The sequence below is a fragment of the Chelatococcus daeguensis genome, assembly GCF_001887265.1.
GTDB classification, from domain to species: domain Bacteria; phylum Pseudomonadota; class Alphaproteobacteria; order Rhizobiales; family Beijerinckiaceae; genus Chelatococcus_A; species Chelatococcus_A sambhunathii.
On record NZ_CP018095.1, the window covers coordinates 3,058,850 to 3,084,580 of the forward strand.

Here is a 25,731-nt window from a genome sequence, read left to right on the forward strand (position 1 = left end):
CGGCCGCCCCACCAAGCCGCTATGGCATCGCTACCCGCCCGCCCGCCATCGGCTCCGGCACGCCGGTCGTCGTCGGGAAGCTGATCGGCAGCCCCCGCAGGCGCCGCACGGCGAGGAAGGCGAAGCACTCTGCCTCCACCGCATCGCCGCGCCAGCCCGCATCCTCCGCCATCACCGCCGTGACGCCCGCCCGTTCGGCGAGGGCCGAGACGAGCGCCGGGTTGCGGCGCCCGCCGCCGCACAGCACGAGCCTGTCCGGCCGGCGCGGCAGGAGGTCGAGTCCGCGCCCGACCGCTGCGGCGGTGAAGGCCGTCAGCGTCGCCGCCCCGTCGTCCAGCGTCAGGCCTTCCGCCATCGCGGCCGTGAAGTCGTAGCGGTCGAGCGACTTCGGGTAGGGCGCAGCGAGATAGGGATGGTCGAGAAGCCGCGCGAGCCGCGCCTCGTCCACGCGGCCGCGCCGGGCGGCTGCGCCGTCGACATCCATCTCCCCGGCGGCATGCTGTTTCATCCAGTCGTTGAGCGGGCCGTTAGCCGGACCGGTATCGAAGGCGACGAGATCGTCCCCGCCGCCCCACCAGGTGACGTTCGCCACGCCGCCGAGGTTGAGCACCGCCGCTTCCGGCCCGAGCCCCCCGCGCCGCAGGAGGGCGGCGTGGTAGCTCGCCGCGAGCGGCGCCCCCTGTCCGCCGGCGCGCACGTCCGCGGTGCGGAAATCGAAGACGACAGGCACGCCGACGATCTCCGCCATCAGGGCGCCGTCCCCGAGCTGGCGCGTGTCCCCCGGCCGTCCCGGCTGCGGCGCCCGGTGCAACATGGTCTGGCCATGGAAGCCGACCGCCGCCACATCCGCCGCCGACAGGCCGTGCAGGCCCATGAAGGCCTTCACCGCCTCGGCCTGCGCGCGCGTCAGCGCCATCTCCGCCTCGGCGAAGATCGCCGGCTCGGGACCGGTGAAGTTCCATCCTCGCGCCGCGGCGACCGCTTGCGTCAGCAGGGCCTGCACCGCGGCGGGATAGGGCGACAGCGCATAGGGCCCGAGCCGATCGATCCGCTCGCCGTCCGTGCGGAGCGTCGCAATGTCGATCTGCCCGTCGAGGGCTGTCCCCGTCATCAGACCGATGGCCCAGACCGGCTTCCCATCCATTGTGCCCCTCCATGCGCCTCGCCCGCCTGAACCTTTGTCGCGTGACACCCGTTCTGCAATGGTCCGACATCAGCAAGCCCCGGGGGAGCCTTGATGACCTTCGACCAGATCCTGCTCTTTGCCCTGTTCGGCGTCATCCTGTCCATGTTGCTGTGGGGACGTCTGCGCTACGATCTGGTGGCGGCGGGCGGGCTGCTGGTGGCGGTGGCCTTTGGACTCGTGCCGCAGGAAAAGGCCTTTTCCGGCTTTGCCGACCCGGCCGTCGTCATCGTCGCGCTCGTGCTCGTCGTCTCGCGGGCCTTCGAGAACTCCGGCGCGTTGACGCTCGTCACGCGGCGGCTCGTCAGCGACCACCGCCCCACGAGCCGGCACATCGCCATGACCGGCGGCATCGGGGCGGCGCTCTCGGCGATCATCAACAATGTCGCCGCGCTGGCCCTTCTGATGCCCATCGACGTCGAGGCGGCGCGCAAGGCGGGCCGCCCGCCCGGCGTCACGCTGATGCCGCTCGCCTTCGCCACCATCCTCGGCGGCATGGTGACGCTGATCGGCACGCCCCCGAACATCATCGCTTCCGGCATCCGCGAGCGCCTGCTCGGCAGTCCCTACGGCATGTTCGACTTCGCTCCCGTCGGCGGCGCGGTCGCCGCCGCCGGCCTCGCCTTCGTCGCGCTCGTGGGCTGGCGCCTCGTGCCACACCGCGCCGACCAGTCCGCCGCGACGAAACCGTCCTCCTTCGAGGCGGAGGTGAGCGTGCCCGAAGGTTCCACCGCCATCGGCCGCCATCCGACGGACATCGACGAGGAAGCCCGCACCGCCGACGTCATCGTGCTCGGCCTCGTGCGCGAGGGACGCAAGCTGCCGCGTATGCGCATGCCGGCCATTGCGGCCGGCGACAAGCTGCGCCTGAAGGGCTCGAGCGATGCGATCGCCGCCTTCATCAAGGCGCTCGACCTGCAGCAGCCGGGCGATCGGCAAGAGGGAGCCGACGTGGAGGCCGACCAGCCCGCCGGAAGAACCAGGCGCCGCAGCGGCAGGAAGGAAGACAACAAGCCTGAGGGCGAGGAGGAGGAACAGCGCGACAAGGGACCGGAGGTGGTGGAGGCGGTGGTGCGGGCCGATTCGCTGCTCGTCGGCCGCTCGGCCGGCGCGATGCGCCTGAGGCCCCGCTTCGGCATCACGCTGCTCGGCATCGCTCGCGCGGGCACCCTCACCCGCAGGGGCGTGCACGACAATTACATCGCAGCCGGAGACGTGCTTCTCCTGACCGGCCGCGGCACCGACAGCGCGACGCTCGACCTGCTCGGCGTCATCCCGCTCAGCCGCGCGAGCGTCGCCGGCACCTCCCCGGGCAGGGTGGCGATCACCATCGGCCTCTTCGCCGCCGCCATCGCGGCCGCCTCGCTCGGCCTCGTCTCCTTCACCATCGCCATCGCCATGGCGGTCGCGGCCTATGCGGCGCTCGGCATCGTGCCGGCGCGCGAGTTCTACCTGCAGATCGAATGGCCGATCGTCGTCATGCTGGCTTTCCTCCTGCCGATCGGCGCGGCCTTCGAGGAGGTGGGCGGCACCGCGCTCATTGCCGAAGGCATCGTCACCCTGACGCGCGATTATTCACCCGTCGTTGCACTCCTCGCCATCATGGTGGCGACCATGACACTGTCGGACGTCCTCAACAACGTCGCCACCATGGTCATCACCGGGCCCGTCGCCATCGGGCTTGCGCGCGAACTCGACGTCAATCCCGATACCTTCCTGATGGGTGTGGCGATCGCCGCCTCCTGCGCCTTCCTCACGCCCATCGGGCACAAGAACAACACGCTCATCATGGGCCCAGGCGGCTTCCGCTTCTCGGACTACTGGCGCATGGGCCTGCCGCTCGAGGTCGTGGTGCTCGCCGTCTCGGTGCCAATGCTGCTGGTCGTCTGGCCGCTGTAACCGGGGCTCACATCACCAGCGTCAGGCAGTGGGCGGCGCGGGTGATGCCGGTGTAGAGCCAGCGGCTGCGGTGCTCGCGGAAGGCGAAGGATTCGTCGAAGAGGACGATATCATCCCACTGCGAGCCCTGTGCCTTGTGCACGGTCAGCGCATAGCCGTAGGTGAATTCGTCGAACTCGCGCCGCATCTGCGGCGTCAGCTCCTCCTCCCGCCCGTCGAAGAACTCCTGCGGCACGGACACCTTGACGACGTTGCGGGCGTCTTCCTCGGACTGCACGCGCATCGTCACCACCGCCTTCTTCGAGCGCGAGGTCGCGAATTCCTTGATCAGCCAGGTGCCGCCGTTGAGAAGGCCCTTCTGCTTGTTGTTGCGCAGGCAGACAAGCTTCTCGCCAGCCGCCGGCATGGCGTCGCGAAAACCCTTGAGGTTACGGATGCGGTTGTTGTAGGCCCGCCGCGTGCGGTTGAGGCCGACGAGCACCTGGTCGGCGCGCATGACGGCCTCGGCATCGATGTCGCGCTTGCCGATGATGCGGCTTTCGCCATAGGTGCCGCGCGACAGGCCCTCACCCTCGCGCACCGCCATCGACATGCGGATGATAGGATTGTCACGCGCCTGCCGGTGCACCTCCGTCAGCATCACGTCGGGCTCCGCCTCGGTGAAGAAGCCCCCGCCCTTGACCGGCGGCAGCTGCGCCGGATCGCCCAGCACCAGCACCGGTGTGTCGAAGGACAGGAGGTCCTTGCCGAGGTCCTCATCGACCATCGAGCACTCGTCGATGACGATGAGCGCCGCCTTGGCGGCCGGGCTATCTCGATTGAGGACGAAGGTCGGGCTCTCGCCTTCGGTCTCGCGCGTGCGGTAGATGAGGCTGTGCAGGGTCGCGGCACCGGGGCAGCCCTTGGCCCTGAGCACGGAGGCCGCCTTGCCCGTGAAGGCGCCGAAGATGACCCCACCGTCCACCCCCTCGGCGAGGTGGCGCGCCAGCGTCGTCTTGCCCGTGCCGGCGTAGCCGAACAGGCGGAACACCTGCGTGTCCTTGCGGCGCAGCCAGGCGGCGACGGCGGCGAGCGCCTCGTCCTGTTGCGGCGACCAAGCCATGGCGGCATCCTTCCTTGCGTTCACCCTCGCGCCCGCGGCGCCCTCGAGGCGCATCGCGGCCGCATTCCGGGCCATTCTGGTCATACTCAATCGAGGTGATTCGCAACCGGGATCGTCACCATGCACCCTGCCCGCCTGCCGTTCGCCGCCCTGCTCGCCATTCTTGCGCTGGCGCCGGCGTCGATGATGCCCGCTCATGGGCAGGAGAACGCCCGCGAGGAGGCGGCGCGGCGTGCGGCTGCTTTGAAATCCCTGCCCGAGGACGCCGCCAAGCGCTTCTTCGGCACGCAGACGAGCGCCGCTCCCCTTGCCGCCCGCGCTATCGGCTTCTATTCGCGCGGCTGCCTCGCCGGTGCCCGCGCACTGCCAGTCGACGGTGAGACATGGCAGGTGATGCGCACCTCGCGCAACCGCAACTGGGGGCATCCCGCTCTCATCGCCTTCCTCGAGCGCCTCTCGGCGCGCGTGCCGGAGATCAACGGCTGGCCGGGCCTGCTCGTCGGCGACATCTCGCAACCGCGCGGCGGCCCGATGCTGACCGGCCACGCCTCCCACCAGGTCGGCCTCGATGCCGACATCTGGCTGACGCCGATGCCGTCGCGGCGCCTGTCGCTCGCCGAACGCGACGAGATCGCCGCCACCAATGTCGTCGCCGGCGACTGGAATGACGTCGACCCCACGGCCTGGACGAAGGCACACACCGCGCTCATCCGCGCCGTCGCGAAGGAGCCGGCGGTGGAGCGCGTCTTCGTCAACCCCGCCATCAAGAAGGCCCTGTGCCGCGAGGCCGGGCGGGACAGGGCATGGCTCGCGACGGTGCGGCCGACATACGGCCACAACTATCACTTCCACATCCGCCTCGCCTGCCCGCGCGGCGAGGATGAGTGCCGCCCGCAGGCGCCGCCGCCGAAGGACGACGGCTGCGGCAAGGAACTCGCCTGGTGGTTCTCCGATGAGGCACGCAATCCCAAGCCCACGCGCCCCGCCCCGCCCCTGACCCTGGAAGACCTGCCGGCAGCCTGCCGCTCGGTCCTCGCGGCGCAATAGGAGGGCGCTCAGAACACCTTGAAGGCGATGGCGAGCTCGCGCAGCGCCAGCAGCGAGATGACGAGCCCGACCGCGATCATCAGCGGCTCCGGCCGGATGCGCCTGACGAGATAGCCGGCGAGCGGCGCCGCCAGCACGCCGCCGACGATGAGGCCGGCGACGTTCCACAGGTGCGTGGCGCCGAGCTGGCCGAAGAACGTCGCCGAGATGGCCGCCGTGACGAAGAACTCCGACGCGTTGACCGAGCCGATGACCTTGCGCGGCGCATGGCCGGAGCCGATCAGCGTCGAGGTGACCATCGGCCCCCAGCCGCCTCCGCCGATGGCGTCGAGGAAGCCGCCGACGAGACCGAGCGGCGCGGCTCCGGCCGGCGACGCATCGCTCCGGCGCGCCGAACGCGCCACGCGCAGGAGGATGAGTCCGCCCATGACGAGGAGATAGGCGGCCACGAAGGGCCGGATGGCGCTGCCCTCGACGTTGGAGAGCACGAAGGCCCCGAGACTGCCGCCCGCCGCCCCGGCGAGCGCGAGGCGCACGAGCAGGCGCCGGTCGACATTGCCGTGCGCTAGGTGAGACACCCCGGACACCGCAGTGGTCGCCAGTTCGGCCGTATGCACAGCCGCGCTCGCATGGGCGGGCGGTATGCCCAGCGCGAGCAGCGACGAGGTGGAAATGAGGCCGAAGGCCATGCCAAGCGCCCCGTCGACCAGCTGCGCGCAAAAGCCGACGAGCGCGAGAAGAAGGAATTCGGAGACCATGAAAGCCCCGCTGATGCCCAGGCGCGGCGTTGATCCGCCGCGCCAGCCGCAGCATACAGCGGGCGCCTATAAACTCAATAATCTTGTTAATTCGTAATTTTCACATCAAATAATGTGTTATGCACTTGCCGCCTGTACCGTCGGGCAGGACACGCCGGTTCCGCCGAGGCCGCAATAGCCGCCAGGGTTCTTGGCCAGATATTGCTGGTGGTAGTCCTCGGCATAGTAGAACGCAGGCGCATCGACGATTTCGGTGGTGACCGGACCATAGCCCCGCGCCGCGAGCGCCTTGCCATAGGCCTCGCGCGAGGCGAGGGCCGCTGCCTTCTGGGTCGCGCCCGTTACATAGATGCCGGAGCGGTACTGCGTGCCGACGTCGTTGCCTTGGCGCATGCCCTGGGTCGGATCGTGGCTCTCCCAGAAGACCTTGAGCAGATGCTCGAATGGGATGACGGCGGGATCATAGACCACGAGCACCACCTCGTTGTGGCCTGTCGGTCCGGTGCATACTTCCTCATAGGTAGGGTTCGGCGTCTCGCCGCCGGCATAGCCCACCGCCGTGACATGGACGCCCGGTAGAGACCAGAAGACCCGTTCCGCTCCCCAGAAGCAGCCGAGGCCGAACAGCACCTGCGCACTATCCTGCGGAAACGGCCCCTTCAGTGGCTGTCCATTCACGAAATGCCGCTCCGCTGTCGGCAGCGGCATCGCGCGGCCCGGCAAGGCCTCGCCCGGCAGCGGCATGGTCTGGCGCTTCCTGAAACCGTACATGCGGCATCTCCCTCGCTAAACAGGCCCGCATGATTTAGGAAGGCGCAGGCGTCGTCGCGAGACTGGGAAGCACTCAAGCTTTCGTGACACGCCTCAGCGGTCGCTCGCGAAACCGACGGACTCCGGCTTGCGCCGGCCGATCCACATGGCGAGGATGCCAATGACGAGCGCAACCACCCAGGTCGGCGTCGTGAAGACGGTGAGCAGCACCGGATCCCACAGGAAGGGATGGATATGCCGCGCCACTGCCGGCTCGATCAGTGGAAAGCTGTGCGGCAACAGGGCGAAGAGAGTCGCCCCGAGCGGGGTGAAATCGAAATGCCCGTTGGCTATGCCGCGCGTGCTGTCGATGACGAAGGACACGAAGCCGGCAACGATCACCAGAAAACCGACAACTCGCAGGACGAACCGCATCTTCCACCCGTGAACGCTGCAACGAGACCGCGGCGGCAAGACACCGCCCACCGGACCGGTCGGGACGGCTCGAGATGGTATGCAACCGATGCTGCCGTACATGCGCGGACCGCCCGCCTCCCTCCATCTATCACCGCGCACGGCGTTCCGTGCAATCAAATCGACGGCACCGGTGAATTGCCGCCGGAACGCCTTGCGCTCGCCGCCCGACGGGCTATATAACGCGCCCCATCCGAGCGTGCCCCATGTCGGCTAACCGACCAACCGGCATGCATCCGGATCCGGAGAGGTGGCCGAGTGGTTGAAGGCGCACGCCTGGAACGCGTGTATACGGGCAACCGTATCGAGGGTTCGAATCCCTCTCTCTCCGCCATTTCTACCCCGTCGAACGTTCTCGGCACGCGGACGCGGCGCTGAAACGCCAAGGAACCGCGTGGTCCGGGCGCTGACCTGTGTGGACTGCAAACCCGGCAGAGTCGGCTCCGAGCGTTCTCTCTCGGCCGCTTTTCTCTCGACCTCTGGACTGAACCAGCAAGGGCACGGATTCGTAATCCCTTGAAACGATGAGCTGTTTCGACCCTCCCGCTTGTGAACTGAGAAGCGGCTGCGCTTCATGCCTGGTCCTTTCAAAGGCCCAGAACGAACTTCGATCCGGATTAGATCGCAGGAGCAAGGTCAGGCGTTGGACTGCGCTTCTTTTGGACCGCGAGGGACTTGTCCCGTGTGGGTCAAAACATTATTTTACCGAGGTGATGGGGATGGAGTCCCCCTGAAACCGCCTGAGAGGGCTGATGACTCCTGCCGCGTGGAGACATGTGGTGGGAGTCGCTCAAGGAAGCGACCCGCCAAAATGGCGGGTTTTTTGCTGCCCCGTTTCCATGCGCATGACCGAAACAACCCGGCTGCCGGCCGGATCGGAGGTATGCGATGGAAAACGTTTGGCTGGTTTCGGCGGTCTGGCTGGGGCTCGCGCTGCTTGCCTCGGTCATCTCGATCCGCGTCGCCATGTCGGTGGCGCTCGTCGAGATCATGGTCGGGGCGCTCGCCGGCAACACGATCGGGCTGCAACTCACCGAATGGGTGAACTTCCTCGCCGGGTTCGGCGCAATCCTGCTCACCTTCCTGGCCGGAACCGAGATCGACGGCCGCGTCATCCGAATGCATTTCTGGTCGAGCATGTCGATTGGCGTTGTCGGCTTCCTGGCGCCCTATCTCGGTGTGCTGGTCTATGCCCGCTACGGCATAGACTGGACCTGGCCTCAGGCGCAGATCGCGGGGATTTCGCTTTCCACCACCTCGGTTGCCGTCGTCTACGCCGTGATGGTCGAGACCGGCTTCAACAAGACCGAAATCGGTAAGGTCATCCTCGCCGCCTGTTTCATCAACGATCTCGGCACGGTGCTGGCGCTTGGCGTCGTCTTTGCCCATTTCGACTGGTGGCTGGCACTGTTCGGGGCCGTCACCGCAGCCGCCTTGTGGATGCTGCCGCGCTTCGCGCCGTGGTTCTTCACCAGGGTCGGCCACCGGGTCAGCGAACCCGAGACCAAGTTCATCTCGCTGGTGCTGCTCGGCCTCGGCGGGCTGGCCTCGATCGCCGGCAGCGAAGCCGTGCTCCCGGCTTATCTGGTCGGCATGGCCCTGGCTCCAGCCTTCCTCGCCGATCCGGAACTGCCGCACCGCATGCGCATCATCGCCTTCACCATCCTGACGCCGTTCTACTTCCTGAAGGCCGGATCGCTGGTCGACTTCCAGGCGGTCCTGGCGGCGGCCGGGCTCATCGTCGTCTTCCTCGCGCTCAAGATGGTCACCAAGTTCGTCGGCATACTGCCGCTCACTCACGCCTTCCGGTTCGAGCGGCGCGAGGGGATGTACACGACGCTGCTGATGTCGACCGGACTGACTTTCGGCACGATCTCGGCACTCTTCGGCCTCACTAACGGCATCATCGACCAGCGCCAGTACACGATCCTGGTGACCGCCGTCATCGGCAGCGCGGTCGTGCCGACGCTGATCGCGCAGCGCTGGTTCCAGCCAGCGTTCAAGCCCATCGAGGGCGATTTCGCGCCGGGAAAGCCGTCACGGAAGGAGGCCTGAGATGTACGAGAAGATCCTGATCGCCAACGACGGCTCAGAAGGCGGCACCCGGGCGCTCGCCTATGCCATCAAGCTGGCCCATCGCCTCAAGGCCCACCTGCACATGATCTGTGTGGAGGAACTGCCGCGTCTTCCCACCACGATCGACGAGGTGGTGGAAGACAAGCTCGATGAGAACCATCGGTTCGAGCCGGTGATCGCGCAGGCGCAGTTCCAGGCCAGGAGCGCGCATGTGAAAATCGAGACGCATGTCGTCGCCGGCCATGCCGTGCCGACCATCATCGACTTTGTCGAGCGTGGTCGATTCGACCTGCTCGTTGTCGGCTACATGGGCCATTCCGCTCTTTATAACCGGCTGATCGGCAGCACCACCGACCGCCTGGTGGAACTCGCGCCGTGCCACGTCTTGGTGATCAAGTGACAGGAGGCGGAGACATGCCGGGACGAGCTGTCAAAGCCGAGCGACAACGGCGACCTCCCGTTTCATATCGGGCGGCAGAGGCGTCGACCGCATCGGTCCTGCAAGCCGTTGAGGCACATGAGCCCGCACCGGAGGATTTCACGAGCATCCTCGGCGGCATGCCCAAGACGCAGGCCGATGCGCCTGAGTGTTTCGTGGACCTCAACCTTGACCAGATCGTCGATGCCGTGACTGCGGGCCGCGCCGAATACGACCTGAAGCCCTTCTTCCATGTCTCGCTGCACGATGCGGACGCCGTCCGCTTCCGACACGAGGTGTTCCAGGATCTGGAGGACACACGTGTTTTCGAGCACATCGTCGATTTCGCGAACCGGATGCGGCAGATGCGCAAGCAGCTCGAAACCGCGGAAAAGCTCCGCTACCGATATCAGAAGGAGAGGCTGTTCCTGGATGCAGCCTCCACGTATTGCGAGGCAGTCTCCATCCTGCTCGACAATCTTTCCGACGCAAAACTCCATTCGCGTGGTTTCAGGGCCTTTCGCAACTTCCTCGAAGGTCATATCGGCTCAAACGACTTCATCGCACTGAAAGACAAGATCGCGAAGCTTTACGATAGCCTCTCTGCCGTCCACTACTGCATGCACATCAAGGGCGGTCGGATCAGCGTGCGTAAGGCGGCAGCCGAGATCGACTACAGCGCGGAGGTGGAAAGGTCATTCGAAAAATTCCGGCGCGGCGCCGTCGAAAGCCATCTCTGCGACATTCCAGACTATCTGGAGATGAACCACATCGAGGCCGCCGTCGTGGACATGGTGGCCAAGCTTTATCCGGAGACGTTCGACGCGCTAGACACCTTCTTCCAGAAGCATCCGGACTTCGCCGATTCGAGGATCATAGGCTTTGACCGCGAGGTGCAGTTCTACCTCTCCTGGATAGAGTATATGCGGCGGTTCGCTACCGCCGAACTCCCCTTCTGCTATCCTGACGTTTCGCCGAGCGATAAGGCCATCCACAGCATTGAGAGCTTTGACCTCGCCCTGGCTGCCAAGCTCCTGACGGAGAAGGCGCCGATCGTCTGCAACGATTTTCTCCTGAAGGGTCCCGAGCGCATCTTCGTGGTGACGGGCCCAAACCAGGGCGGCAAGACCACCTTTGCCCGCATGTTCGGACAGCTTCATTTCCTGGCGAGCCTCGGCTGTCCGGTTCCGGGCAAGGAAGCGCGGCTGTTTCTGTTCGATCGGCTTTTCACGCATTTCGAGAAGGAGGAGGACGTCGCCAACCTGCGCGGCAAGCTGGAGGATGACCTCATCCGCATCCATCAGGTGCTTGAGCAGGCCACACCGGGAAGCGTCGTTATCATGAACGAGATATTCACCTCGACCACGCTGCACGACGCGCTGTTCCTCGGTCGGAAGGTGATGGAAAGGATCATGGCGCTCGACCTCATCGCGGTCTGCGTCACCTTCGTCGACGAGCTTGCCTCGCTCAGCGACAAGACCGTGAGCCTTACGAGCATGGTCGACCCGGACAATCCTGCACGGCGTACTTTCAAGGTCATCAGACGCCCCGCTGACGGCCGCTCGCACGCGATGGCGATCGCCCGGCTGCACGGCCTGGCCTATGCCGATCTCAAGGAGCGGCTGAAGCCATGAAGCCGCTGCTGATGTATCGCGACCGCGATTTCGATGCGGAGGCTGCGCTGCCGTGGAACGCCGAGATGCTGATCCAGGATCTCGGTCTCATAGCCGTGTTCGAGGCAATGGCGGGCAAGGACGACTTGCTGCGCGACGTCGCCAAGCGGGCGACATTGTGCCCCCTCAGCGAGCCGGAAGCGATCCTCTACCGTCAGGCCGTCCTCAAGGATTGTCTCGAAAATCCCGCGGTCGTCCGTGATCTCTACGACCTCGCCGTGAAGGTTTTCGGAGGCGAGAAAAAGATCGGGGGCTTTTTCCTTCGATATCCTGGATCGATTCTGAGCCGGTCCGTGCAAGTTCTTGAGTTCTTCGTTGGCGCGCTGCGGCGGCTGCGGGTGGTTGCCGACACGCGATCCGAAAACTTCGCGTCGGAAGGCTTCAGGACGTTCTTCCGCGTACTGCGCGAGGAGTTGAGCGATGACTACTTCGCGGAGATCCAGGGGCATCTCAACGAGTTGAAGCTGCGGGACGGCGTCCTCCTCAGCGCGGAACTGGGACACGGCAACAAGAGCACCAACCTGGTCCTCCGCAAGCCGAAGGAAACTGAGCGCAGCTGGTGGAGACGATTGTTCGCCGAACGGCCACCGACCTTCAGCTATACCCTGCACCCGCGTGACGAGGCCGGGGCAAGGGCGCTGTCGGAGTTGCAGGACAGGGGCATCAACCTTGTCGCCAACGCGCTCGCGCAGTCGAACGACCACATCCTGAGCTTCTTCCGCCAGCTCCGCGCGGAACTCGCCTTCTATGTCGCCTGCCTGAATCTGCGCGAACGCCTGACGGAGATGCACGAGCCGATCTGCTTTCCCGTCCCCGAGCCGCTGGGCTCTCGGCGGCATTCCTTCTCGGAACTTTATGACATCGGCCTCGCTCTCAATATGGATCGCAAGGCGGTCGGGAACGATGCCGACGCCGACGGCAAGTGCCTCGTCGTCATCACTGGCGCGAACCAGGGCGGCAAATCCACCTTCCTGCGCAGCATCGGGCTTGCACAACTGATGCTGCAGGCCGGGATGTTCGTGCCGGCCGTGGCCTTCCAGGCCAGCATCTTCAGCCAGGTAGTCACGCATTTCAAACGTGAGGAAGACGTCACAATGCGGAGCGGCAAGCTCGACGAGGAACTGCTCCGCATGAGTGAGATTGCCGATCGCCTGGAGCACGGCGCGATAGTTCTGTTCAACGAGTCGTTCGCCGCGACCAACGAAAGGGAAGGCTCAGAGATCGCCATTCAGATCGTCGACGCTCTGGTCGAGCAAGGCTACACGGTTTTCTTCGTAACGCATCTCTACGAGTTCGCCCACGGCCTTTTCGACCGCAAGATGCCACAGGCCTTGTTTCTGCGGGCCGAGCGCGGGGCCGACGGCACGCGGACCTTCAGGCTGAAGGAGGGAGAACCCTTGCAGACAAGCTTTGGCAAGGACCTTTACGACAGGATTTTCAAAGATCCATACATTCAGGGAACGTTGCAGACTTCACTCAACGGAGGCAGCCATGAACGCGGAACCGCGCCCGATCGGCATAATTCGGCTCCATAAAAGGTGGGCGGACGGATATACACCTATTTCGCAGGTCCTCATCCTGCTGCTCTCTGGGGGCGCCTACATCCTGTCCCAGCACACCGGCCTTGGCGCGCCGGAGCGGACAGGGGCATTCATCCTGTTCACAGCGATCATTCTCGCAACCGTTTCCTGGCAAGCGGTGGGGCTCGGCATTGTGCGGGCGCCCATGATCATGCGCGGCATCGATCTTGTATCAGCCGCGACTTCCGCAAACCGTCCCTCTGGCCGCTCGCAGTAAGTTCGATGCAGGATTTTCTTCTTGGGATGATCTGGGTTGCGCTCGGCAGCGCCTTGGGTGGAACGGCCAGGTATTTCGTTTCAGGCGTCGTGGGGCGGCATATCGGTGAGACCTTTCCCTGGGGCACGCTAACGGTCAATGTTACCGGGGCTTTCACGATCGGACTGTTCGCCGGCTTGGCAAGCGCGCATAGCCTCTTCTCGTCCGGAGCGCCCTTGCAGTTCATGGTCGTCGGCTTTCTCGGCAGCTACACCACCGTCTCTTCCTTCAGCCTGCAGACCCTGGCGCTTGCGCGCGACGGCGAGTTCCCCCGCGCGATCGGTAATGTCGCCGCCTCACTTGCCCTGTGCCTGACTGCCGTCGCGCTCGGCTACGCGATAGGCTCGGCGGTGCTTGGGAGCGTTGTGTCATGACCGAGCAGGAGACCACCGTCGCAGCGAGAAGCCGAACCGGCCGAGAAGAACGGCCGCGAGCCGATCAAACCAGGTTACCCCGGCGCAAGGCGGCGCTGCGCGCCCGCTGGCGAAAGATCCGCGGACCGTTGTCGCTCTACCTGGCGGTTGCCGCGGGGTCAGTATGCGGCGGCGTGTTGAGAGCAAGTACTTCCGCCGTCGTCCAGCAGATCGGCGACGCCGGTTTTCCGGTCGGCACGCTGTTCGTCAATGTCGTCGGCTCCTTCATCATCGGATTCTATGCCACGCTGACCGGGCCCGATGGCCGGTCTTTCGTGAGCGTCCGCCAGCGACAGTTCGTGATGACCGGCATCTGCGGCGGCTTCACCACCTTCTCCGTCTTCAGCTTAGAAACGTTTCGACTGGTCCAAGCGGACAGGCTCCTGGCTGCAGGCGCGAATGTTGGAATCTCAGTATTGGCCTGGCTCGCCGCTGTCTGGCTGGGACATGCCATCGCTTCCCGCATTAACCGCATTGGAGGAAACTGACGTGCAGGTACCGAAGAACGCGCTGCTCCTGCGCATCTTCATAGGAGAGAGCGACCGGGATGACGGTCACCCCCTCTACGAGTCCATTGTGCTGAAGGCGCGCGAGATGCATCTCGCGGGAGCAACCGTGCTGCGCGGTCCGATGGGTTTCGGAAAATCGAGCCGCCTTCACACCACAAAGATACTTCGGCTTTCGGAGGATCTGCCCCTGGTAATCGAAATCGTCGACAGCGAAGACAAGATCAATTCCTTCCTGCCGGTGCTCGAAACCATCATGACCAGCGGGTTGGTTACGCTGGAAAAGGTGCAGGTCCTGCAATATGGGGCCGTATCCAGCTAGGATTCTATTCAGTTGACACAGCCCGCGGCGAGGCGGGGCGAAAGCAGTCATGGCGAAGGCTCCGGCACGAAGGCGGGCACGCGGCGACCGTCGATGTCAGTGAAACCGTAGTGCGCGGCGAGATCGGCCACCCGCAGCACCTTGCCGCTGTGCCGCATGACCCGCGGGTCGGCGGCCAGCGCGGCGACGGCGCGGCCGAGGTAGCGGGGTGACTCCGTCCGCGCCAGCGCCGGGACGTCCTGCCAGTGCGCCTCGTCGGTGCCATGGGCCGCCAGCACCCATTCCGTCCGCATCCAGCCGGGCGAGAGCGCCAGCGAGGCCACACCGTGGGGGCGCAGTTCCTCTGCCATGGCACCGGCGAGGCGACAGATCGCGGCCTTGGCGAGATCGTAGCAGAGGTTGCCGCGCAGCACCCGGCCCTCGTCCCAGAAGGTGGTGGCGACGATCACCCCGCGGCCGCGTCTCCCCATCCGCGGCGCGACGGCGCGGGCCGCCAACCAGTGCAGACGCGCGCCGCCGTCCATCATCGCCGGCCAGTGCGACAGCGGCTGTTCCCAGAACGGCACGTCGAAACGCCCGTCGAAGCTCTCGTGTCCGCCCCAGGCATTGTTGACCAGAAGATCGATGGCGCCGGTCTCCTGCTCGATCCGTTCGACCAGATCGTTCACCGCCGCCGGATCCCCATGATCGCAGCGCATCGCCATCCCGAAGCCGCCCGCGGCGGTGACGGCCTCGGCCGTATCCTCGATGCTGCCCGGTGCAGACGAAAGGCCCGAGAGCCCCAGAATCCCGCCGTAGCTGTCCGCCGGCCGGCCGCGCGTACTGCGCCCCGTCACCACGACGACCGCGCCGGCGGCCCCGAGTTCGATGGCGATGCCGCGCCCCGCGCCGCGGCTGGCACCGGTCACGAGCGCGATGCAATCCTTCAGGGGACGCTCGGGTGCTGACATGGGCAGTCTCCTGTCTCGGCTGGCGCGTTGCCTAGCCCGACTCCCGGCCGGCCGTCTTGGACGGACCCGAAACGGCCAGCGCCCGATAGACCGTCGGCGTCATGCCCGCGAAGGCGCGGAAGTCGCGCAGCATGTGCGCCTGGTCGTACCAGCCCTGCGCAACGGCGAGCGCGGCCCAGTCCGGCCGGTCCACCATGCGCAGGCGGCGCAGCAAGCTGTGCCAGCGCCAAAGCCGCCGATGCTCCCGCGGCGAAAGCCCCAGATGTTCGACGAAAAGCTGCTGAATTCGCCGCTCGCCGAGTCCAATCTTGTCGGGGCCCTCGCCGCGCGCCAGCGCCGCCGCCACCCGCGCGGTCCGCCTGCCCTCGTCGGACAGGCCGCCGGCGCACTGAAGGCGCTGCCGCAGCCCTTGCCACAGGGCCGCGGCAAGCTGCCCCAGGTCTGCGGCACCCGTGAGCCGGTCGCCGAGATCCCTCGCCTCCAGTCCCCAGAGGTCGGTAAAGCCCACGGCCTGCGCGCGCAGGTCCCGGAGCGGGGCGCCCACAATTGCCCGCGCCGCGGCAGGCGTCAGCGCGAGCGACAACCCCGCCACGCACCCCTGCACGATGACAGTCTGGGCCTCCAACCGCGGGCCCAGAACCAACGGCTCTGCCGCCGCCCCCGACAGGTCGAACCAGAGCCGCACGGCCCCGTCCGGCAGGACATGCTCGACAATCCGCCGGTGGGGCGCCACGGCCTCGCGCCACACCAGCGCCTGACGGATCGCGGGGCGCAGGTCCGGCGGCACGGACAGCGTGTCCGTCTCGGCCTGCGGTGCAACGGTCTCGGGCCCCGGCCCGGTATCGCCTGGAAGGCCGACGAAGAGTCGGCGGGCCTGGGGCTCCGTTTGGCAGCCGGGTCGATCAGCCATGCCGGGCGCCCCTGTCGCGCAGAGTGAGGAATGTGTTTCTTGTCACCCCTCGTCCTCCTCGACCTGCCGCGCCAACCGGTCGAGCGCACCGTCCCAGGCGGCGCCAACCTCGGCCAGCCAGTTTGCCGCCTCGGCCAGCGGCGCGGGGCGCAGAGTCAGCTGTAGTTCGCGTCCATGGCGGCGCGCCGCGACGAGGCCCGCCGCCTCGAGCACGGCGACATGACGGCTGACCGCCTGCCGGGTGATCGGCGCGCCGCGGGCAAGCTGCGTCAGGCTCAGCCGCCCCTCGCGCGCCAGCCGCCGCAGGATGCCCGCTCGGGTGGGATCGCCGAGCGCGGCAAAGATCGGCACCGCATCGGGCGCGCGCATCTCAGGTCGCGACATGATCGACGATGTTCTGCATCTGCATCGTCCACCCACCCTCGTTGCGCTGCCAGACGGCGAGCGCCGGCCCCTCGGGCAGATCGGCAAAGCCCGATTCCACCAGCGTCAGCCGCGTGCCCGCGCCCTCGGGCGTGAGCGTGATCGAGACCGTCAGCCGCGCGTCGCTGTCCGGATCACCAGGAAAGGCTGCGGGGTCGAAGGCGGGCCAGTCCCAGACCAGCCGCCGGCCGGGTTCCAGCGTCACGATGCGCATGTCCCAGCGCATGTGCTCAGTGCCGGGATAGAGGCTGCGGCAGGAGAGCACCGCGCCCTCGCGGATCTCGCCGGTCACTTCTGCGCGGAACCAGCGGCCGAACTCGGTACTGTCGCTCAGCGCACGCCAGACGCGGTCGGGCGGAGCTTTGAGGTGGATGGTCTTCTCGATCGTATCGGGCATGGTCACTTCTGAATATGCAACACAATAGTTGCATGATGCCACGGGCACCGCAAAATACAACGAAAAGGTTGCATATTCTCCGGTCGCGTCGGTCCCGATCCGACGCGACCAGCGGAAAATCACCGCAACAGCGCGGCGCCTCGTCGACCGCGCCTGCAAAGGACGGGCGCGCCAACAGCCAGGCGCGATAGGCAACCCCGGATGCTCGAGCCCGATGGGTTGCGCCCAGCGGCATCGAACAGCGCCAGCCCTGCCGCCCTGGCCCGGCCGGTAATACGCCGCCGGATCCAGCCATGGGCGGCATCGAGCCGTTCGATGGCTTTTTGGCGCGCCTCAGCCAGCCCGTCCTATCCGGGCCGGATCGCCCCGTCCACGGCGGTCTGCATGGCGTTCATTGCGCCGGGTTCCTCGAGATGTCGGTCATCAATGTGGACGTTATTCTCCCACAGCGCGACCAGCACCTTCTGGCTGTGAAACGAGAACGGATAGGCATGGAGCGTCTCGTCATCACACACCTGCCCGCGCACCACGCGCGGCGAGGTGGCGCGCGAGCTTGTCAAGCGTCTGCGCGCCGTATTCGACCGCACCGAAGCCGACAGTCGCCTGCCGCTGCGCGCGGCTCGGATGCATCTGGCGCAAGGTCAGCACCGTCTTGCCGTCCGACTGCGCGTCGAACGTGACCAGCATGCGGAAGCGGCCGGGGTCGTCGTCGCGGTCGGCGCCGTGTTCAACCTCTATCCGGTGCGGCCGGTCGATGATGAGAAAGGTCATGCGATTGTCGTAGCGGGTGCCGTCTGCCCCCACCATGTCGAAGCGCCAGACGCCCCCTTCGGTGAGGTCGATCGCGCGCGTCTCGATCGCCATGCCTTCAGGCCCGAACCAGGCGGTGATCTGGTTGGGATCGGTCCAGGCGTCAAACACTGCCTCGGGCGGGGCATCGAGAACCCGGGCAAGGACGATCTCACGATCGAGCGGCCAGTCGGCCCAGGCGGAGTCAGCGGTCATTGCCTTGATCCTTCTTCATGCGGGTGAGATGCGCCTCCAGCCGGTCGAGCCGGCCTTCCCAAGCGGCGATATGGGTGCGCAGCCAGGCCTCGGTCTGGCGCAGGGCGTCGGGGACCAGAGCGCAGCGCCGGACGCGGCCTGTCTTGGTCGAGACGATCAGCCCGCCGCGCTCCAGCGCCCGGATGTGCTTGAGCATCGTCGGCAGACCGATGGCGAAAGGCTCTGCCAGATCGCCCACCGACGCCTCGCCCTGCGCCAGCCGCGCGACAATGGCGCGGCGGGTCGGGTCGGACAGGGCGGCGAAGACGTGATCGAGTCGGTCCGAATTGTTTTCCATAGGGCGAAGTAATCGCACGGCACGCCGTCGTCAAGGACAATTTGCCGACCGGCGAAGTTTACCCTTCGTCGCGGAGGTTCGCGCGGCATCAGCGGCAACATTCGCCCTGGAATAGCGTCCGAAGACGGCATATAGCCCCGGACGGTCGCGGATCGAATGGCGAGCGCATGCAGCGTATCGTCCGCGTCGGACCGCGCCTTGCGGATGAGCGTCTGCGCTATGTCGCCCCCCTGAGCGGCCGTTCGTCCATCCGCCCGTCTGCATCGAGCCAAGCCCGCTGCAGGATCGTTTCCAGATCGACAAGCTCGATCCGATCCAGTAGCACCTCCGTCCAGCCCCGCGCCCCCCAGCCGTTCGGCACCGGGCGCAGCGCCGCAGGAAGCAGGGCGCACCAATGCGCCTGATCCTCGGGCGACAGGCGCAGGTTCGCGGTGGTCCCATCCCGTGGCAGCGTGGCAAAGATGCGCCGGGCCCGAAATGCCGCGCGGTCGAAATGCGGCGCTTCGGTCGTGCCGGGGAGCGACAGGGCGAGGCGCCGCACGTCGGCGGCCGATGTAGGAGCAGGAGCAGTCACGGCGCCGCCCCCCGGACGGCCTTGCCTTCGGCGAAGGTCTCGCGCTTCTCCACCGACCCGTCGCGGGCAAGGCGCAGCCAGTCCCCGTGCTTCACGCCGTCGCGGAAATGGCCGATCTGCCACAGCTCGCCCGTCTCGCGCCAGAACAGCCATTCACCCTGCATGACACCAGCGACAGAGCGTCCCTGGGCCTTCTTCAGCCCGGTCTTGAAATAGTAGGTCAGCAGTTCATCCTCCTGCCGGAAAACGGGCTGGCCGTTGGCATAGCGGGTCTTGCCCTGCATGGCCTCAGCCCCGACCGGCGGCATTGATGGCGGCTTGGTCGATCTTGCGCATGGTCATTATCGCGGCGAAGGCGCGCTCGACCTCGCGGTTGAATCCGAGACAGACGGTATTCTTCGGGACCATGGAGTCACCTCAGGCATCCTGAACCATCCAGAACCCGAATAGATCATGCGGCTTCCGTCAAACGACATAGAGCGGCCCGTCTCCACGGGGCGGCCATGACGCGGACACAAACGACATCGGGTAGTGACAGGCCGGCCGGTTGCCAACCTTGCCTCGCCTCTCGTCGGCGGCTCAGTCCAAGTCGATCCGCACGGCATCGGTGTTCGCGCCGCAGATCAGCACGCAGACCGTCTCGCCGGCCCGAGGCCGGTAGCGCCCGCTCAGGATCGCGGCAAAGGCCGCGGCTCCGCCCGGTTCGGCCACGACCCGCGCCGTTTCCCACAGTGCGGCTTGCGCCCGCCGAATCTCGTCATCGGTAACAAGCAGGCTTTCGGCGACAAGGGCCCGGGCGATCGGGAACATTATCCGTCCCACCTGCCGTGGCGCAAGGGAATCCGCAGCGATCCCGCCCGCAGGGGCATCGACCGGCTGTCCTGCGGCCAGCGCGGCATGAAGCGTCGGCGCTGTCTCGGGCTCGACGGCGACGACCCGCCTTTCGCCGGCAAACCAGGCTGCGATCCCGCCGATCAGGCCGCCGCCGCCGACGGCAACCAGCAGGGTCTCGGCTTCGGGGGCGTCCTGTGCAATCTCAAGGCCCAGCGTTCCTTGACCCAGCAGGGTCTCGGCCTGATCGAAAGCGTGGATCGGACGCGCTCCTGTTTCTGCTGCGAAGGCCTCGCTGGCGGCAAGAGCATCGGCGTAACGGGCACCGCCGACGACAAGGCGAGCGCCGTAGCTCTCGATGCGCCGGGCCTTGGCCGGCGACACGACTTCGGGCACGAAGATCGTGGCCGGATGTCCGAGGCGACCGGCGGCCCATGCCACCGCGGCGCCGTGATTGCCCCCCGAGGCAGCGACCACGCCAGCCTGCGGCACGGGATGGCCGATCAACGCCGCAAGGGCGCCGCGTGCCTTGAAAGATCCGGAATGCTGGTGGCATTCGAGCTTCAGGGCGACAGCGCAAGGCGCCCCACCGAAGTCCGCGAGGTCGCAGCGCAGCACGGGTGTGCGCCGGATGTGCGGGCGGATCAGGGCTTCGGTCTGCCGGATCGCGTCCCTGTCGATGCTTGCAGCCACGGTCATGTCGGGCGCCCCGTGCCTACAGTGGCTGTCCCCGCACGTTCGACGATCTTCTCGGAGAAGCGCGACATGCGAATGACCGCTCGGCGATGCGTCCCCTCGCCGATTGGACCAGCCGAATCGAAGGCCCGGACGCGGAAACTCAGGATCCGACCCGCGACGGTCTCAACTTCGACCTCGGCGCGCAGATCCGACCCTGCAGAGGTCGGAGCCGCATGGCTCATGTCGATATGGATGCCGACCGAATGTTCGCCCTCGTCGAGATGCGGGCGCATCAGGTCTATGCAGGTCGCCTCGACGAAGCCAACCATCATCGCCGTGGCCAGAACGGCGGGCATGTCCGCAAAGGGTGGCAGTTGGCCGGCCAGGGCCGGCACCAGCATGGCAGGGGTCACGATCGTCCTCGACTCGTGACGAAGGCCGGGAATCAGGGTGTCACGCAAGCGGCGATTTCCTTTCAGCAGGTTCGATCGAAGTGCAGCGCGCCAGCAGGATCAGACTGCCGAGAACCAGCGCCGCGGCGGCCACCTCGACCGGATGTGTCGGCGTGCCCAATGCCGCCCAGCCGATGACCAGCGCAGTCACCGGGCCGAGGCCGAGGAAAGCGCTGGCAACTCCGGCTGGCAGCCGCTCCAGAGCCGTGAGCCACAGGAGGATGCCGAGGCCGCTCGAAGCGCCGAGGCCCAGCACGAGCGCGACTGTCTCTTCCGACCAGTTGCGCGGCAGGACGGGCCAACCCTCGAGAAGGGTTGCGAGGGCGAGGAACGGCAGCGCCGCCGCCATCGACAGGCCACTCACGCGGGCGACTCCATGGCGCACGATCTGCGGCTGATGGACCAGCGCGCAAGCCGCCCCGACCAGTGTGGCCAGCGCAGCCAGACCCAGCCCCGGCAGGGCCGAGACGGAAGGGCTCGCGGCCAGCGCCTGCCGCCCCAGGACGAGGCCCGTCGCAGCAACCGCCCCGCAGACCGCCACCGCCTGACAACGCGTGACGGCGCGTCCCTCCGCCAAGGCCGACAGCGCCAGCGCCATCAGGGGCATGGTCGCGAAGACGAGCGCCACCTGCGACGCGGGTGCCGTGGCCACAGCCATGTTCAGCAGCACGACCAGAAGGCCGAACTGGGCTGCACCTGTCGCGCAGATGACCAGAAGATCGCGAGTGCCGGGCAGGATGCGCCATGCTCCGCGCAAAGCCGGCACGAGGATCGCGAGCCCTACACCATAGCGCAGAAAGGCGAGCGTGGACGCGCCGGTTTCGGCCACGGCCGCCGCGCTCATCGCCATCGCCGCGCCGACCTGCACGCCGGTCGCCGCCGCCGCGAGGTGAGCGTACCCGGTCACAGCGCGCGCTCCCAGGTCTGGCCGACGAGGTCCTGCCCGAAGCTGTGGTGGGGTTTCTCGTCGATCAGCCGGAAACCCGCCGCCTCGTAGATGCGCCGCGCCGAGACAAGAACATCGTTGGTCCAGAGAATCATTCGCCGGTAACCGCGGGCGCCGGCGAAGCGCAGCGCCTCTTCCACCAGCCGCCGCCCCAGACCCAGGCCGCGCGCCGAGGGCTCAACATAGAGAAGGCGCAAGCGCGCTGTTGCATCGTCCTCGCGGACGACGAAGATCGAGCCCACGATGCCGCCGTCGCGCTCGGCCACCCACGCGCGTTCGCCGGCCGGGTCGAAATGCTTCACGAACTGCCCGACGATTTCGGCCACGAGGCCCTCGTAGGTCCAGTCCCAACCGTATTCCTCTGCATAAAGGCGCGCCTGGCGGTGCACGATCCAGCCCAGATCGCCCGGCTCGGGATCCCGCAAGACCACAAAACGGTCCTCGGTCCGGTCGCCGAGAAGCTGCCGGATGCGCGCCATGGCCCCGACAAGCTCGCGCCGGTCACGCTCGGACAGGGGCGCGATCAGCGCCTCGACCTCGGCGGCAGAGGCGCTGTCGAGCCGGGCGAACTCCGCACGGCCCGTCTCGGTGAGCCGCAGTTCCTGCCGGCGCGCGTTGCCGGGCGCCGGCTCGCGCAGGATCAGCCCCTTCGCCTCGAGCCCGCCGATCAGGCGGCTGAGATAGCCGGGATCGAGCCGGAGGGCTTCGGCCAGATCGTTGGCCGAAAGCGGCGCGGCCGGGGGGGCGTTGGCGATCTCGTAGAGCACCCGGACCTGCGGCAGCGAATAGTCGGAGGCCAGCAGATGTTCGTTCAGCGCACCGACAAGCTTCGTGTGGAAGCGGTTGAACTGCCGGATGGCGGCGATGGCGGCATCTTGCATGTTGCCAATGTTCCATTTAGGTTGCTTTTGGCAACATAAAGACGGACGAGGCAACTTGCAATGGGTGTAAGTGAAGGGAAAAGGGCCCGGCAGATGTTCGAGGGTGACGCGCTGATGCGCAGTTTCGGCGCCGTTCTGGAAAGCGCCGACGGCGACAGGGCGCGGATTTCGCTGGTCGTTGGCGAGGGGATGGTTCAAGGTCATGGGACGTGTCATGGCGGTGTGATCTTTGCCCTCGCCGATGCCGCGTTCGGCGTCGCCTGCAATGGCGGAAGCGATACGGCGGTGGCGCAGCATTGCACCGTCACATATCTGCGGCCTGCCCGGCAGGGCGAGCGGCTGACCGCCGAAGTGTCGCGTCGGTCCGGGGCCGGACGCTCGGGCGTCTACGACGGTACGGTCACCGCGTCCGACGGCACCGTAGTTGCTGAATTCCGCGGCGTCGCGCGCAGGCTCCCGGATCGCGGGATTTGACGCCAGGCGCCGCACGGATTGGCCGGCACATCATGCCTATTACGAAGGGCTTCTCCATGGCCTTGATCGACGGCACCCGTCTGCGGCTTCCGGCCGAAACCTTCAGGTCGCCGGGCGCCCTGGCGCCGGCAACGATCCTCACGACGGCCCGCATGACTCTGACGCCCGCCTCGCCGGACGATGGCCCAGAGCTTGCTTCCCTTGAATTCGATGCCGAGGTCATGCGTTTCCTCGGACCGCCGGGACTGCCTGAAGATGACTCCGCACCCTTTCTGCGACCGCGCGGCGGCGAACCGGGCATCTGGACTGCGCGGTTGCGTTCGGACTGCAGTTTCGTCGGATGGTTTGCCCTGATCGCTGCGGAGGATCGCTCCGGCACGGCCGAACTCGGCTATCGGCTGCGTTCGGCTGACTGGGGTCGGGGCCTCGCCACCGAAGGGGCAACTGCCGTCCTGCAGCACGGGATCGCGACAATGGGCCTGACACGGGTCAGGGCGACAACGATGACAGTCAACACCGGCTCGCGGCGCGTCCTTGACAAGCTCGGCTTCGTTCACGTCGAGACCCGTCACCTGGACTGGCCCGCCCCCTTGCCGGGAAGCGAGAAGGGCGACATGTTCTACGAACTCGACACACGGCGGTATCGAGAAATACATTCGCAGCAGTGACGGGCCCGGCCGAAATTCTCAATGAGTGATGCATTCTGTGCCGGTCAGCAGTAGTCCCTGCTCGGACTTCGTGTCGACGCACTTGGTGTGGAAACGGTCCGATATCAGACCCATCCCACGCCATTATTTATGATTTTCCCCAATGATCTTAAATTGCGTGAGCTTGCAAGCCGTCGTCCAATCGGCTAGCTCCCTGCGATGTGCAATGCGAACCGGGGAGCGCGCTCATGTCCAAGACTTCTGTCTCAAGCGCGCTCGCTGGCATCGAACAGGGCGACAGGCGTTAGGCCCGGTCGCGCCCGATCCCTTCTGAGCCAGCTCACCAGTCACCGGTTCTGCTCGGCCCCCGCGGGCTTGAGAAGAACGGTGTGCATTGCCACGGCCGATCCCACTCCGGGCAAAGGGCGGTGATCGCGAACAACTCCGGAATTGTTCATGAAAGACATCGAGCAGCGGGCTGCCGAAGTGCGCGCCGCCGTTACAGTGAGACCACCGAAGCGTGAGGACTATCGCTCGATCTTGTCGTTGCGGCCCCATCCGCACCAGGCGGCGTATATCGCGAGCAACGCGGAATCGCTTGAGGAAGCAGAAGACAATGGTGCCTGCGTGCCGCTCATCATAACCGCGGCAGGTGAGCCCGTCGGGTTCGCCATGTATGCACGCGATGAGGACGACGGGAACTACTGGATCTATCGCCTGATGATCGATGCTCGGTTCCAGGGCAAGGGATATGGGCGGGCTGCCCTGGGGCACATCCTCGAGCAGCTCTCGCGGCTGCCCGGTTGCCCCTGCGTCGTCCTGGGCGTGCATCCCGAGAACGAGCGGGCGCGCCGGATCTACGAGAGCTTCGGCTTCCGGTACACCGGCGCTGTCATCGGGGGCGAGATCGTCATGGAATATCGGTTCTGAGACCGGTCGGGGGTGGCGCATGCACAGGCGCCGCCCCTCCGATTGCCAGTCCCCTTCGCCCGCCCTAACCTGTCGTCACACCGGCATCCTCAGGGGAAGACGACGCCATGTACGGACTGCTCGGCCAGATCATCGCCACGCCTGGCGCGCGTGACAGGCTGGCGGCCATCCTCGTCGAGGGCACGGCCGACATGCCGGGCTGCATCAGCTATGTCGTCGCCTATGACATGGAGGATGCCGACGCCCTGTGGGTGACGGAGGTGTGGAAGGACAGGGAGAGCCACGCCGCTTCGCTCGACCTGCCGGCGGTCAAGGCCGCCATCGCCGAGGCGCGGCCGCTGATCGCGGGTTTCCGCAACCGCCACGAGACCCTGCCCATTGCCGGCGCGGGCCTGCCGGAGGACGCCGGCTGACGGCGTTCAATCGCCGTTGTCCGGCCGGCCCGAAAGCGCGACGTAGAAACCGGCGCCGTCGCGAGCCGGAAGCGGCGTGAGCCGCTCGACCCAGCCCTTGCGCCGCGCCTCGAGCAGAAGGCGGCCGACGGGCTGGAATAAGGTCTCTCCGCTCGTCGGCGAGGCCGGATCGATGAGCACGGCGACGGATTTGCCCGCGGCGAAGCGGCTGCGCTCCAGCATCTCCTTGATGGACGCGAGCGCCCGCTGGCGGGCCAGGCCGCGCAGGTCGATCACTGATTCGGCATCGGCGAGGCCGAGATTGCCGCGCAGCTTGGCTGCGTAGATGTCGTCGAATAAGGGCATGGGCGCGACAACTCGGGCAAGGCTACGCGGATAAGGGCAACGCTGGCGACAGACGCCGGACGACGTCGGGGTAGCCGGACC

The 25,731-nt window shown here is 66.6% G+C and carries 32 protein-coding genes, 1 tRNA gene and 1 riboswitch; of the genes, 15 read left to right on the forward strand and 18 right to left on the reverse strand.

Annotation, left to right across the window (positions count from 1 at the left end):
- Positions 1-19: 19 nt before the first annotated feature.
- Positions 20-1,144, reverse strand: coding sequence for an anhydro-N-acetylmuramic acid kinase (locus BOQ54_RS14500; protein ID WP_071924151.1), 1,125 nt, complete (start codon positions 1,142-1,144; stop codon positions 20-22).
- Positions 1,145-1,237: 93 nt separating this feature from the next.
- Here BOQ54_RS14500 and BOQ54_RS14505 point away from each other — a divergent pair, with 93 nt between their 5' ends.
- A complete protein-coding gene (locus BOQ54_RS14505) occupies positions 1,238-3,082 on the forward strand; it encodes an SLC13 family permease (protein WP_071924152.1) in 1,845 nt (614 codons plus the stop codon).
- 7 nt (positions 3,083-3,089) lie between these two features.
- Here the strand turns inward: BOQ54_RS14505 and BOQ54_RS14510 are convergent, their stop codons facing one another.
- Complete coding sequence (locus BOQ54_RS14510; RefSeq protein ID WP_071924522.1) at positions 3,090-4,184, reverse strand: ATP-dependent DNA helicase; 1,095 nt, start codon at positions 4,182-4,184, stop codon at positions 3,090-3,092.
- A gap of 120 nt (positions 4,185-4,304) precedes the next feature.
- Between BOQ54_RS14510 and mepA the strand changes: the two genes are divergently transcribed.
- Entirely contained in the window at positions 4,305-5,231 is a 927-nt protein-coding gene (gene mepA / locus BOQ54_RS14515) for a penicillin-insensitive murein endopeptidase (RefSeq protein ID WP_055457747.1), read from the forward strand.
- Between the two features lie 8 nt (positions 5,232-5,239).
- Here the strand turns inward: mepA and BOQ54_RS14520 are convergent, their stop codons facing one another.
- From BOQ54_RS14520 to BOQ54_RS14530, 3 genes are all read right to left on the reverse strand, one after another.
- Positions 5,240-5,989 carry a sulfite exporter TauE/SafE family protein gene (locus tag BOQ54_RS14520; RefSeq protein WP_055457748.1) on the reverse strand — a complete coding sequence of 250 codons (750 nt, stop codon included), beginning with the start codon at positions 5,987-5,989 and terminating at the stop codon, positions 5,240-5,242.
- A gap of 117 nt (positions 5,990-6,106) precedes the next feature.
- Complete coding sequence (gene msrA, locus BOQ54_RS14525) at positions 6,107-6,760, reverse strand: peptide-methionine (S)-S-oxide reductase MsrA (protein WP_071924153.1); 654 nt, start codon at positions 6,758-6,760, stop codon at positions 6,107-6,109.
- Positions 6,761-6,853: 93 nt separating this feature from the next.
- Positions 6,854-7,174 (reverse strand): hypothetical protein, encoded by a 321-nt coding sequence (locus BOQ54_RS14530; RefSeq protein WP_055457750.1) that lies wholly within the window; start codon positions 7,172-7,174, stop codon positions 6,854-6,856.
- A gap of 283 nt (positions 7,175-7,457) precedes the next feature.
- Here BOQ54_RS14530 and BOQ54_RS14535 point away from each other — a divergent pair.
- From BOQ54_RS14535 to BOQ54_RS14575, 9 genes are all read left to right on the forward strand, one after another.
- Positions 7,458-7,547 (forward strand) — tRNA-Ser (locus BOQ54_RS14535).
- 372 nt (positions 7,548-7,919) lie between these two features.
- A riboswitch (Fluoride riboswitch) is annotated at positions 7,920-7,982 on the forward strand.
- A 119-nt stretch (positions 7,983-8,101) separates the two neighbouring features.
- Positions 8,102-9,268, forward strand: a complete 1,167-nt coding sequence (locus tag BOQ54_RS14540; protein WP_071924154.1) for a cation:proton antiporter — start codon at positions 8,102-8,104, stop codon at positions 9,266-9,268.
- A gap of 1 nt (position 9,269) precedes the next feature.
- Positions 9,270-9,689, forward strand: a complete 420-nt coding sequence (locus tag BOQ54_RS14545) for a universal stress protein (RefSeq protein WP_063186960.1) — start codon at positions 9,270-9,272, stop codon at positions 9,687-9,689.
- A gap of 14 nt (positions 9,690-9,703) precedes the next feature.
- Complete coding sequence (locus BOQ54_RS14550; RefSeq protein WP_210187185.1) at positions 9,704-11,341, forward strand: MutS-related protein; 1,638 nt, start codon at positions 9,704-9,706, stop codon at positions 11,339-11,341.
- Complete coding sequence (locus BOQ54_RS14555) at positions 11,338-12,915, forward strand: MutS-related protein (RefSeq protein WP_071924156.1); 1,578 nt, start codon at positions 11,338-11,340, stop codon at positions 12,913-12,915. Before BOQ54_RS14550 ends, BOQ54_RS14555 begins: the two co-directional genes overlap by 4 nt.
- Positions 12,872-13,177 (forward strand): hypothetical protein, encoded by a 306-nt coding sequence (locus BOQ54_RS14560; RefSeq protein ID WP_071924157.1) that lies wholly within the window; start codon positions 12,872-12,874, stop codon positions 13,175-13,177. The genes BOQ54_RS14555 and BOQ54_RS14560 overlap by 44 nt, the downstream gene beginning before the upstream one ends.
- Positions 13,178-13,182: 5 nt before the next feature.
- Positions 13,183-13,590, forward strand: coding sequence for a fluoride efflux transporter CrcB (gene crcB / locus BOQ54_RS14565; protein WP_055457755.1), 408 nt, complete (start codon positions 13,183-13,185; stop codon positions 13,588-13,590).
- Positions 13,587-14,117, forward strand: a complete 531-nt coding sequence (gene crcB, locus BOQ54_RS14570) for a fluoride efflux transporter CrcB (RefSeq protein ID WP_083585985.1) — start codon at positions 13,587-13,589, stop codon at positions 14,115-14,117. The genes crcB (BOQ54_RS14565) and crcB (BOQ54_RS14570) overlap by 4 nt, the downstream gene beginning before the upstream one ends.
- A 1-nt stretch (position 14,118) precedes the next feature.
- Complete coding sequence (locus tag BOQ54_RS14575; protein WP_055457756.1) at positions 14,119-14,457, forward strand: DUF190 domain-containing protein; 339 nt, start codon at positions 14,119-14,121, stop codon at positions 14,455-14,457.
- 47 nt (positions 14,458-14,504) lie between these two features.
- Here the strand turns inward: BOQ54_RS14575 and BOQ54_RS14580 are convergent, their stop codons facing one another.
- The 12 genes from BOQ54_RS14580 to BOQ54_RS14640 form a co-directional block, all read right to left on the reverse strand.
- A complete protein-coding gene (locus BOQ54_RS14580) occupies positions 14,505-15,407 on the reverse strand; it encodes an SDR family oxidoreductase (RefSeq protein ID WP_096335316.1) in 903 nt (300 codons plus the stop codon).
- Between the two features lie 31 nt (positions 15,408-15,438).
- Positions 15,439-16,317, reverse strand: coding sequence for an AraC family transcriptional regulator (locus BOQ54_RS14585; protein WP_071924158.1), 879 nt, complete (start codon positions 16,315-16,317; stop codon positions 15,439-15,441).
- 42 nt (positions 16,318-16,359) lie between these two features.
- On the reverse strand, positions 16,360-16,701 hold the full coding sequence (locus tag BOQ54_RS14590; protein WP_245316227.1) for an ArsR/SmtB family transcription factor: 342 nt from the start codon (positions 16,699-16,701) through the stop codon (positions 16,360-16,362).
- Positions 16,688-17,137, reverse strand: coding sequence for an SRPBCC family protein (locus tag BOQ54_RS14595; RefSeq protein WP_055457760.1), 450 nt, complete (start codon positions 17,135-17,137; stop codon positions 16,688-16,690). Before BOQ54_RS14595 ends, BOQ54_RS14590 begins: the two co-directional genes overlap by 14 nt.
- A 507-nt stretch (positions 17,138-17,644) precedes the next feature.
- On the reverse strand, positions 17,645-18,142 hold the full coding sequence (locus tag BOQ54_RS14605; protein WP_055457762.1) for an SRPBCC family protein: 498 nt from the start codon (positions 18,140-18,142) through the stop codon (positions 17,645-17,647).
- Complete coding sequence (locus BOQ54_RS14610) at positions 18,132-18,479, reverse strand: ArsR/SmtB family transcription factor (RefSeq protein ID WP_055457763.1); 348 nt, start codon at positions 18,477-18,479, stop codon at positions 18,132-18,134. Before BOQ54_RS14610 ends, BOQ54_RS14605 begins: the two co-directional genes overlap by 11 nt.
- A gap of 217 nt (positions 18,480-18,696) precedes the next feature.
- On the reverse strand, positions 18,697-19,053 hold the full coding sequence (locus tag BOQ54_RS19545) for an MmcQ/YjbR family DNA-binding protein (protein WP_245316229.1): 357 nt from the start codon (positions 19,051-19,053) through the stop codon (positions 18,697-18,699).
- Positions 19,050-19,337, reverse strand: a complete 288-nt coding sequence (locus tag BOQ54_RS20285) for a toxin-antitoxin system YwqK family antitoxin (protein WP_071924525.1) — start codon at positions 19,335-19,337, stop codon at positions 19,050-19,052. The genes BOQ54_RS19545 and BOQ54_RS20285 overlap by 4 nt, the downstream gene beginning before the upstream one ends.
- A gap of 295 nt (positions 19,338-19,632) precedes the next feature.
- Complete coding sequence (locus tag BOQ54_RS14625) at positions 19,633-20,583, reverse strand: threonine/serine dehydratase (RefSeq protein WP_071924160.1); 951 nt, start codon at positions 20,581-20,583, stop codon at positions 19,633-19,635.
- Positions 20,580-21,023 (reverse strand): thioesterase family protein, encoded by a 444-nt coding sequence (locus BOQ54_RS14630; RefSeq protein WP_071924161.1) that lies wholly within the window; start codon positions 21,021-21,023, stop codon positions 20,580-20,582. Before BOQ54_RS14630 ends, BOQ54_RS14625 begins: the two co-directional genes overlap by 4 nt.
- A complete protein-coding gene (locus BOQ54_RS14635; RefSeq protein ID WP_055457767.1) occupies positions 21,016-21,921 on the reverse strand; it encodes a DMT family transporter in 906 nt (301 codons plus the stop codon). Before BOQ54_RS14635 ends, BOQ54_RS14630 begins: the two co-directional genes overlap by 8 nt.
- The gene (locus BOQ54_RS14640; RefSeq protein WP_348626512.1) at positions 21,918-23,057 is read right to left on the reverse strand and encodes a bifunctional helix-turn-helix transcriptional regulator/GNAT family N-acetyltransferase; all 1,140 of its coding nucleotides are present in this window, start codon (positions 23,055-23,057) and stop codon (positions 21,918-21,920) included. The genes BOQ54_RS14635 and BOQ54_RS14640 overlap by 4 nt, the downstream gene beginning before the upstream one ends.
- Here BOQ54_RS14640 and paaI point away from each other — a divergent pair.
- The 4 genes from paaI to BOQ54_RS14660 all read left to right on the forward strand — a co-directional run bounded on the left by paaI (position 22,956) and on the right by BOQ54_RS14660 (position 25,305).
- Positions 22,956-23,315: a hydroxyphenylacetyl-CoA thioesterase PaaI gene (gene paaI, locus BOQ54_RS14645; protein WP_245280457.1), complete on the forward strand. Its 360-nt coding sequence runs from the start codon at positions 22,956-22,958 to the stop codon at positions 23,313-23,315. The genes BOQ54_RS14640 and paaI overlap by 102 nt on opposite strands.
- A 56-nt stretch (positions 23,316-23,371) precedes the next feature.
- Complete coding sequence (locus BOQ54_RS14650; RefSeq protein ID WP_083585988.1) at positions 23,372-23,983, forward strand: GNAT family N-acetyltransferase; 612 nt, start codon at positions 23,372-23,374, stop codon at positions 23,981-23,983.
- Positions 23,984-24,418: 435 nt separating this feature from the next.
- Positions 24,419-24,892 carry a GNAT family N-acetyltransferase gene (locus BOQ54_RS14655; RefSeq protein WP_055457936.1) on the forward strand — a complete coding sequence of 158 codons (474 nt, stop codon included), beginning with the start codon at positions 24,419-24,421 and terminating at the stop codon, positions 24,890-24,892.
- Between the two features lie 107 nt (positions 24,893-24,999).
- Positions 25,000-25,305, forward strand: a complete 306-nt coding sequence (locus tag BOQ54_RS14660; RefSeq protein WP_055457771.1) for a putative quinol monooxygenase — start codon at positions 25,000-25,002, stop codon at positions 25,303-25,305.
- Positions 25,306-25,311: 6 nt separating this feature from the next.
- Here BOQ54_RS14660 and BOQ54_RS14665 read toward each other — a convergent pair whose 3' ends face one another.
- Positions 25,312-25,650, reverse strand: a complete 339-nt coding sequence (locus BOQ54_RS14665) for a hypothetical protein (protein ID WP_071924164.1) — start codon at positions 25,648-25,650, stop codon at positions 25,312-25,314.
- Positions 25,651-25,731 lie beyond the last annotated feature (81 nt).

What these genes read in the sequence shown, in the direction of transcription:
- msrA (WP_071924153.1), bottom strand. Translation starts at nt 6,760, where the DNA reads ATGTACGGTTTCAGGAAGCGCCAGACCATGCCGCTGCCGGGCGAGGCC.
- crcB (WP_083585985.1), top strand. Translation starts at nt 13,587, where the DNA reads ATGACCGAGCAGGAGACCACCGTCGCAGCGAGAAGCCGAACCGGCCGA.
- BOQ54_RS14520 (WP_055457748.1), bottom strand. Translation starts at nt 5,989, where the DNA reads ATGGTCTCCGAATTCCTTCTTCTCGCGCTCGTCGGCTTTTGCGCGCAG.
- BOQ54_RS14580 (WP_096335316.1), bottom strand. Translation starts at nt 15,407, where the DNA reads ATGTCAGCACCCGAGCGTCCCCTGAAGGATTGCATCGCGCTCGTGACC.
- BOQ54_RS14560 (WP_071924157.1), top strand. Translation starts at nt 12,872, where the DNA reads ATGAACGCGGAACCGCGCCCGATCGGCATAATTCGGCTCCATAAAAGG.
- BOQ54_RS14505 (WP_071924152.1), top strand. Translation starts at nt 1,238, where the DNA reads ATGACCTTCGACCAGATCCTGCTCTTTGCCCTGTTCGGCGTCATCCTG.
- BOQ54_RS14665 (WP_071924164.1), bottom strand. Translation starts at nt 25,650, where the DNA reads ATGCCCTTATTCGACGACATCTACGCAGCCAAGCTGCGCGGCAATCTC.
- BOQ54_RS14605 (WP_055457762.1), bottom strand. Translation starts at nt 18,142, where the DNA reads ATGACCGCTGACTCCGCCTGGGCCGACTGGCCGCTCGATCGTGAGATC.
- BOQ54_RS14640 (WP_348626512.1), bottom strand. Translation starts at nt 23,057, where the DNA reads ATGACACGTCCCATGACCTTGAACCATCCCCTCGCCAACGACCAGCGA.
- BOQ54_RS20285 (WP_071924525.1), bottom strand. Translation starts at nt 19,337, where the DNA reads ATGCAGGGCAAGACCCGCTATGCCAACGGCCAGCCCGTTTTCCGGCAG.
- BOQ54_RS14500 (WP_071924151.1), bottom strand. Translation starts at nt 1,144, where the DNA reads ATGGATGGGAAGCCGGTCTGGGCCATCGGTCTGATGACGGGGACAGCC.
- BOQ54_RS14660 (WP_055457771.1), top strand. Translation starts at nt 25,000, where the DNA reads ATGTACGGACTGCTCGGCCAGATCATCGCCACGCCTGGCGCGCGTGAC.
- BOQ54_RS14510 (WP_071924522.1), bottom strand. Translation starts at nt 4,184, where the DNA reads ATGGCTTGGTCGCCGCAACAGGACGAGGCGCTCGCCGCCGTCGCCGCC.
- BOQ54_RS14610 (WP_055457763.1), bottom strand. Translation starts at nt 18,479, where the DNA reads ATGGAAAACAATTCGGACCGACTCGATCACGTCTTCGCCGCCCTGTCC.
- BOQ54_RS14650 (WP_083585988.1), top strand. Translation starts at nt 23,372, where the DNA reads ATGGCCTTGATCGACGGCACCCGTCTGCGGCTTCCGGCCGAAACCTTC.
- BOQ54_RS14550 (WP_210187185.1), top strand. Translation starts at nt 9,704, where the DNA reads ATGCCGGGACGAGCTGTCAAAGCCGAGCGACAACGGCGACCTCCCGTT.
- BOQ54_RS14595 (WP_055457760.1), bottom strand. Translation starts at nt 17,137, where the DNA reads ATGCCCGATACGATCGAGAAGACCATCCACCTCAAAGCTCCGCCCGAC.
- BOQ54_RS14655 (WP_055457936.1), top strand. Translation starts at nt 24,419, where the DNA reads ATGAAAGACATCGAGCAGCGGGCTGCCGAAGTGCGCGCCGCCGTTACA.
- paaI (WP_245280457.1), top strand. Translation starts at nt 22,956, where the DNA reads ATGCGCAGTTTCGGCGCCGTTCTGGAAAGCGCCGACGGCGACAGGGCG.
- BOQ54_RS14555 (WP_071924156.1), top strand. Translation starts at nt 11,338, where the DNA reads ATGAAGCCGCTGCTGATGTATCGCGACCGCGATTTCGATGCGGAGGCT.
- BOQ54_RS14530 (WP_055457750.1), bottom strand. Translation starts at nt 7,174, where the DNA reads ATGCGGTTCGTCCTGCGAGTTGTCGGTTTTCTGGTGATCGTTGCCGGC.
- mepA (WP_055457747.1), top strand. Translation starts at nt 4,305, where the DNA reads ATGCACCCTGCCCGCCTGCCGTTCGCCGCCCTGCTCGCCATTCTTGCG.
- BOQ54_RS14590 (WP_245316227.1), bottom strand. Translation starts at nt 16,701, where the DNA reads ATGTCGCGACCTGAGATGCGCGCGCCCGATGCGGTGCCGATCTTTGCC.
- BOQ54_RS14625 (WP_071924160.1), bottom strand. Translation starts at nt 20,583, where the DNA reads ATGACCGTGGCTGCAAGCATCGACAGGGACGCGATCCGGCAGACCGAA.
- BOQ54_RS14545 (WP_063186960.1), top strand. Translation starts at nt 9,270, where the DNA reads ATGTACGAGAAGATCCTGATCGCCAACGACGGCTCAGAAGGCGGCACC.
- BOQ54_RS14540 (WP_071924154.1), top strand. Translation starts at nt 8,102, where the DNA reads ATGGAAAACGTTTGGCTGGTTTCGGCGGTCTGGCTGGGGCTCGCGCTG.
- crcB (WP_055457755.1), top strand. Translation starts at nt 13,183, where the DNA reads ATGCAGGATTTTCTTCTTGGGATGATCTGGGTTGCGCTCGGCAGCGCC.
- BOQ54_RS14585 (WP_071924158.1), bottom strand. Translation starts at nt 16,317, where the DNA reads ATGGCTGATCGACCCGGCTGCCAAACGGAGCCCCAGGCCCGCCGACTC.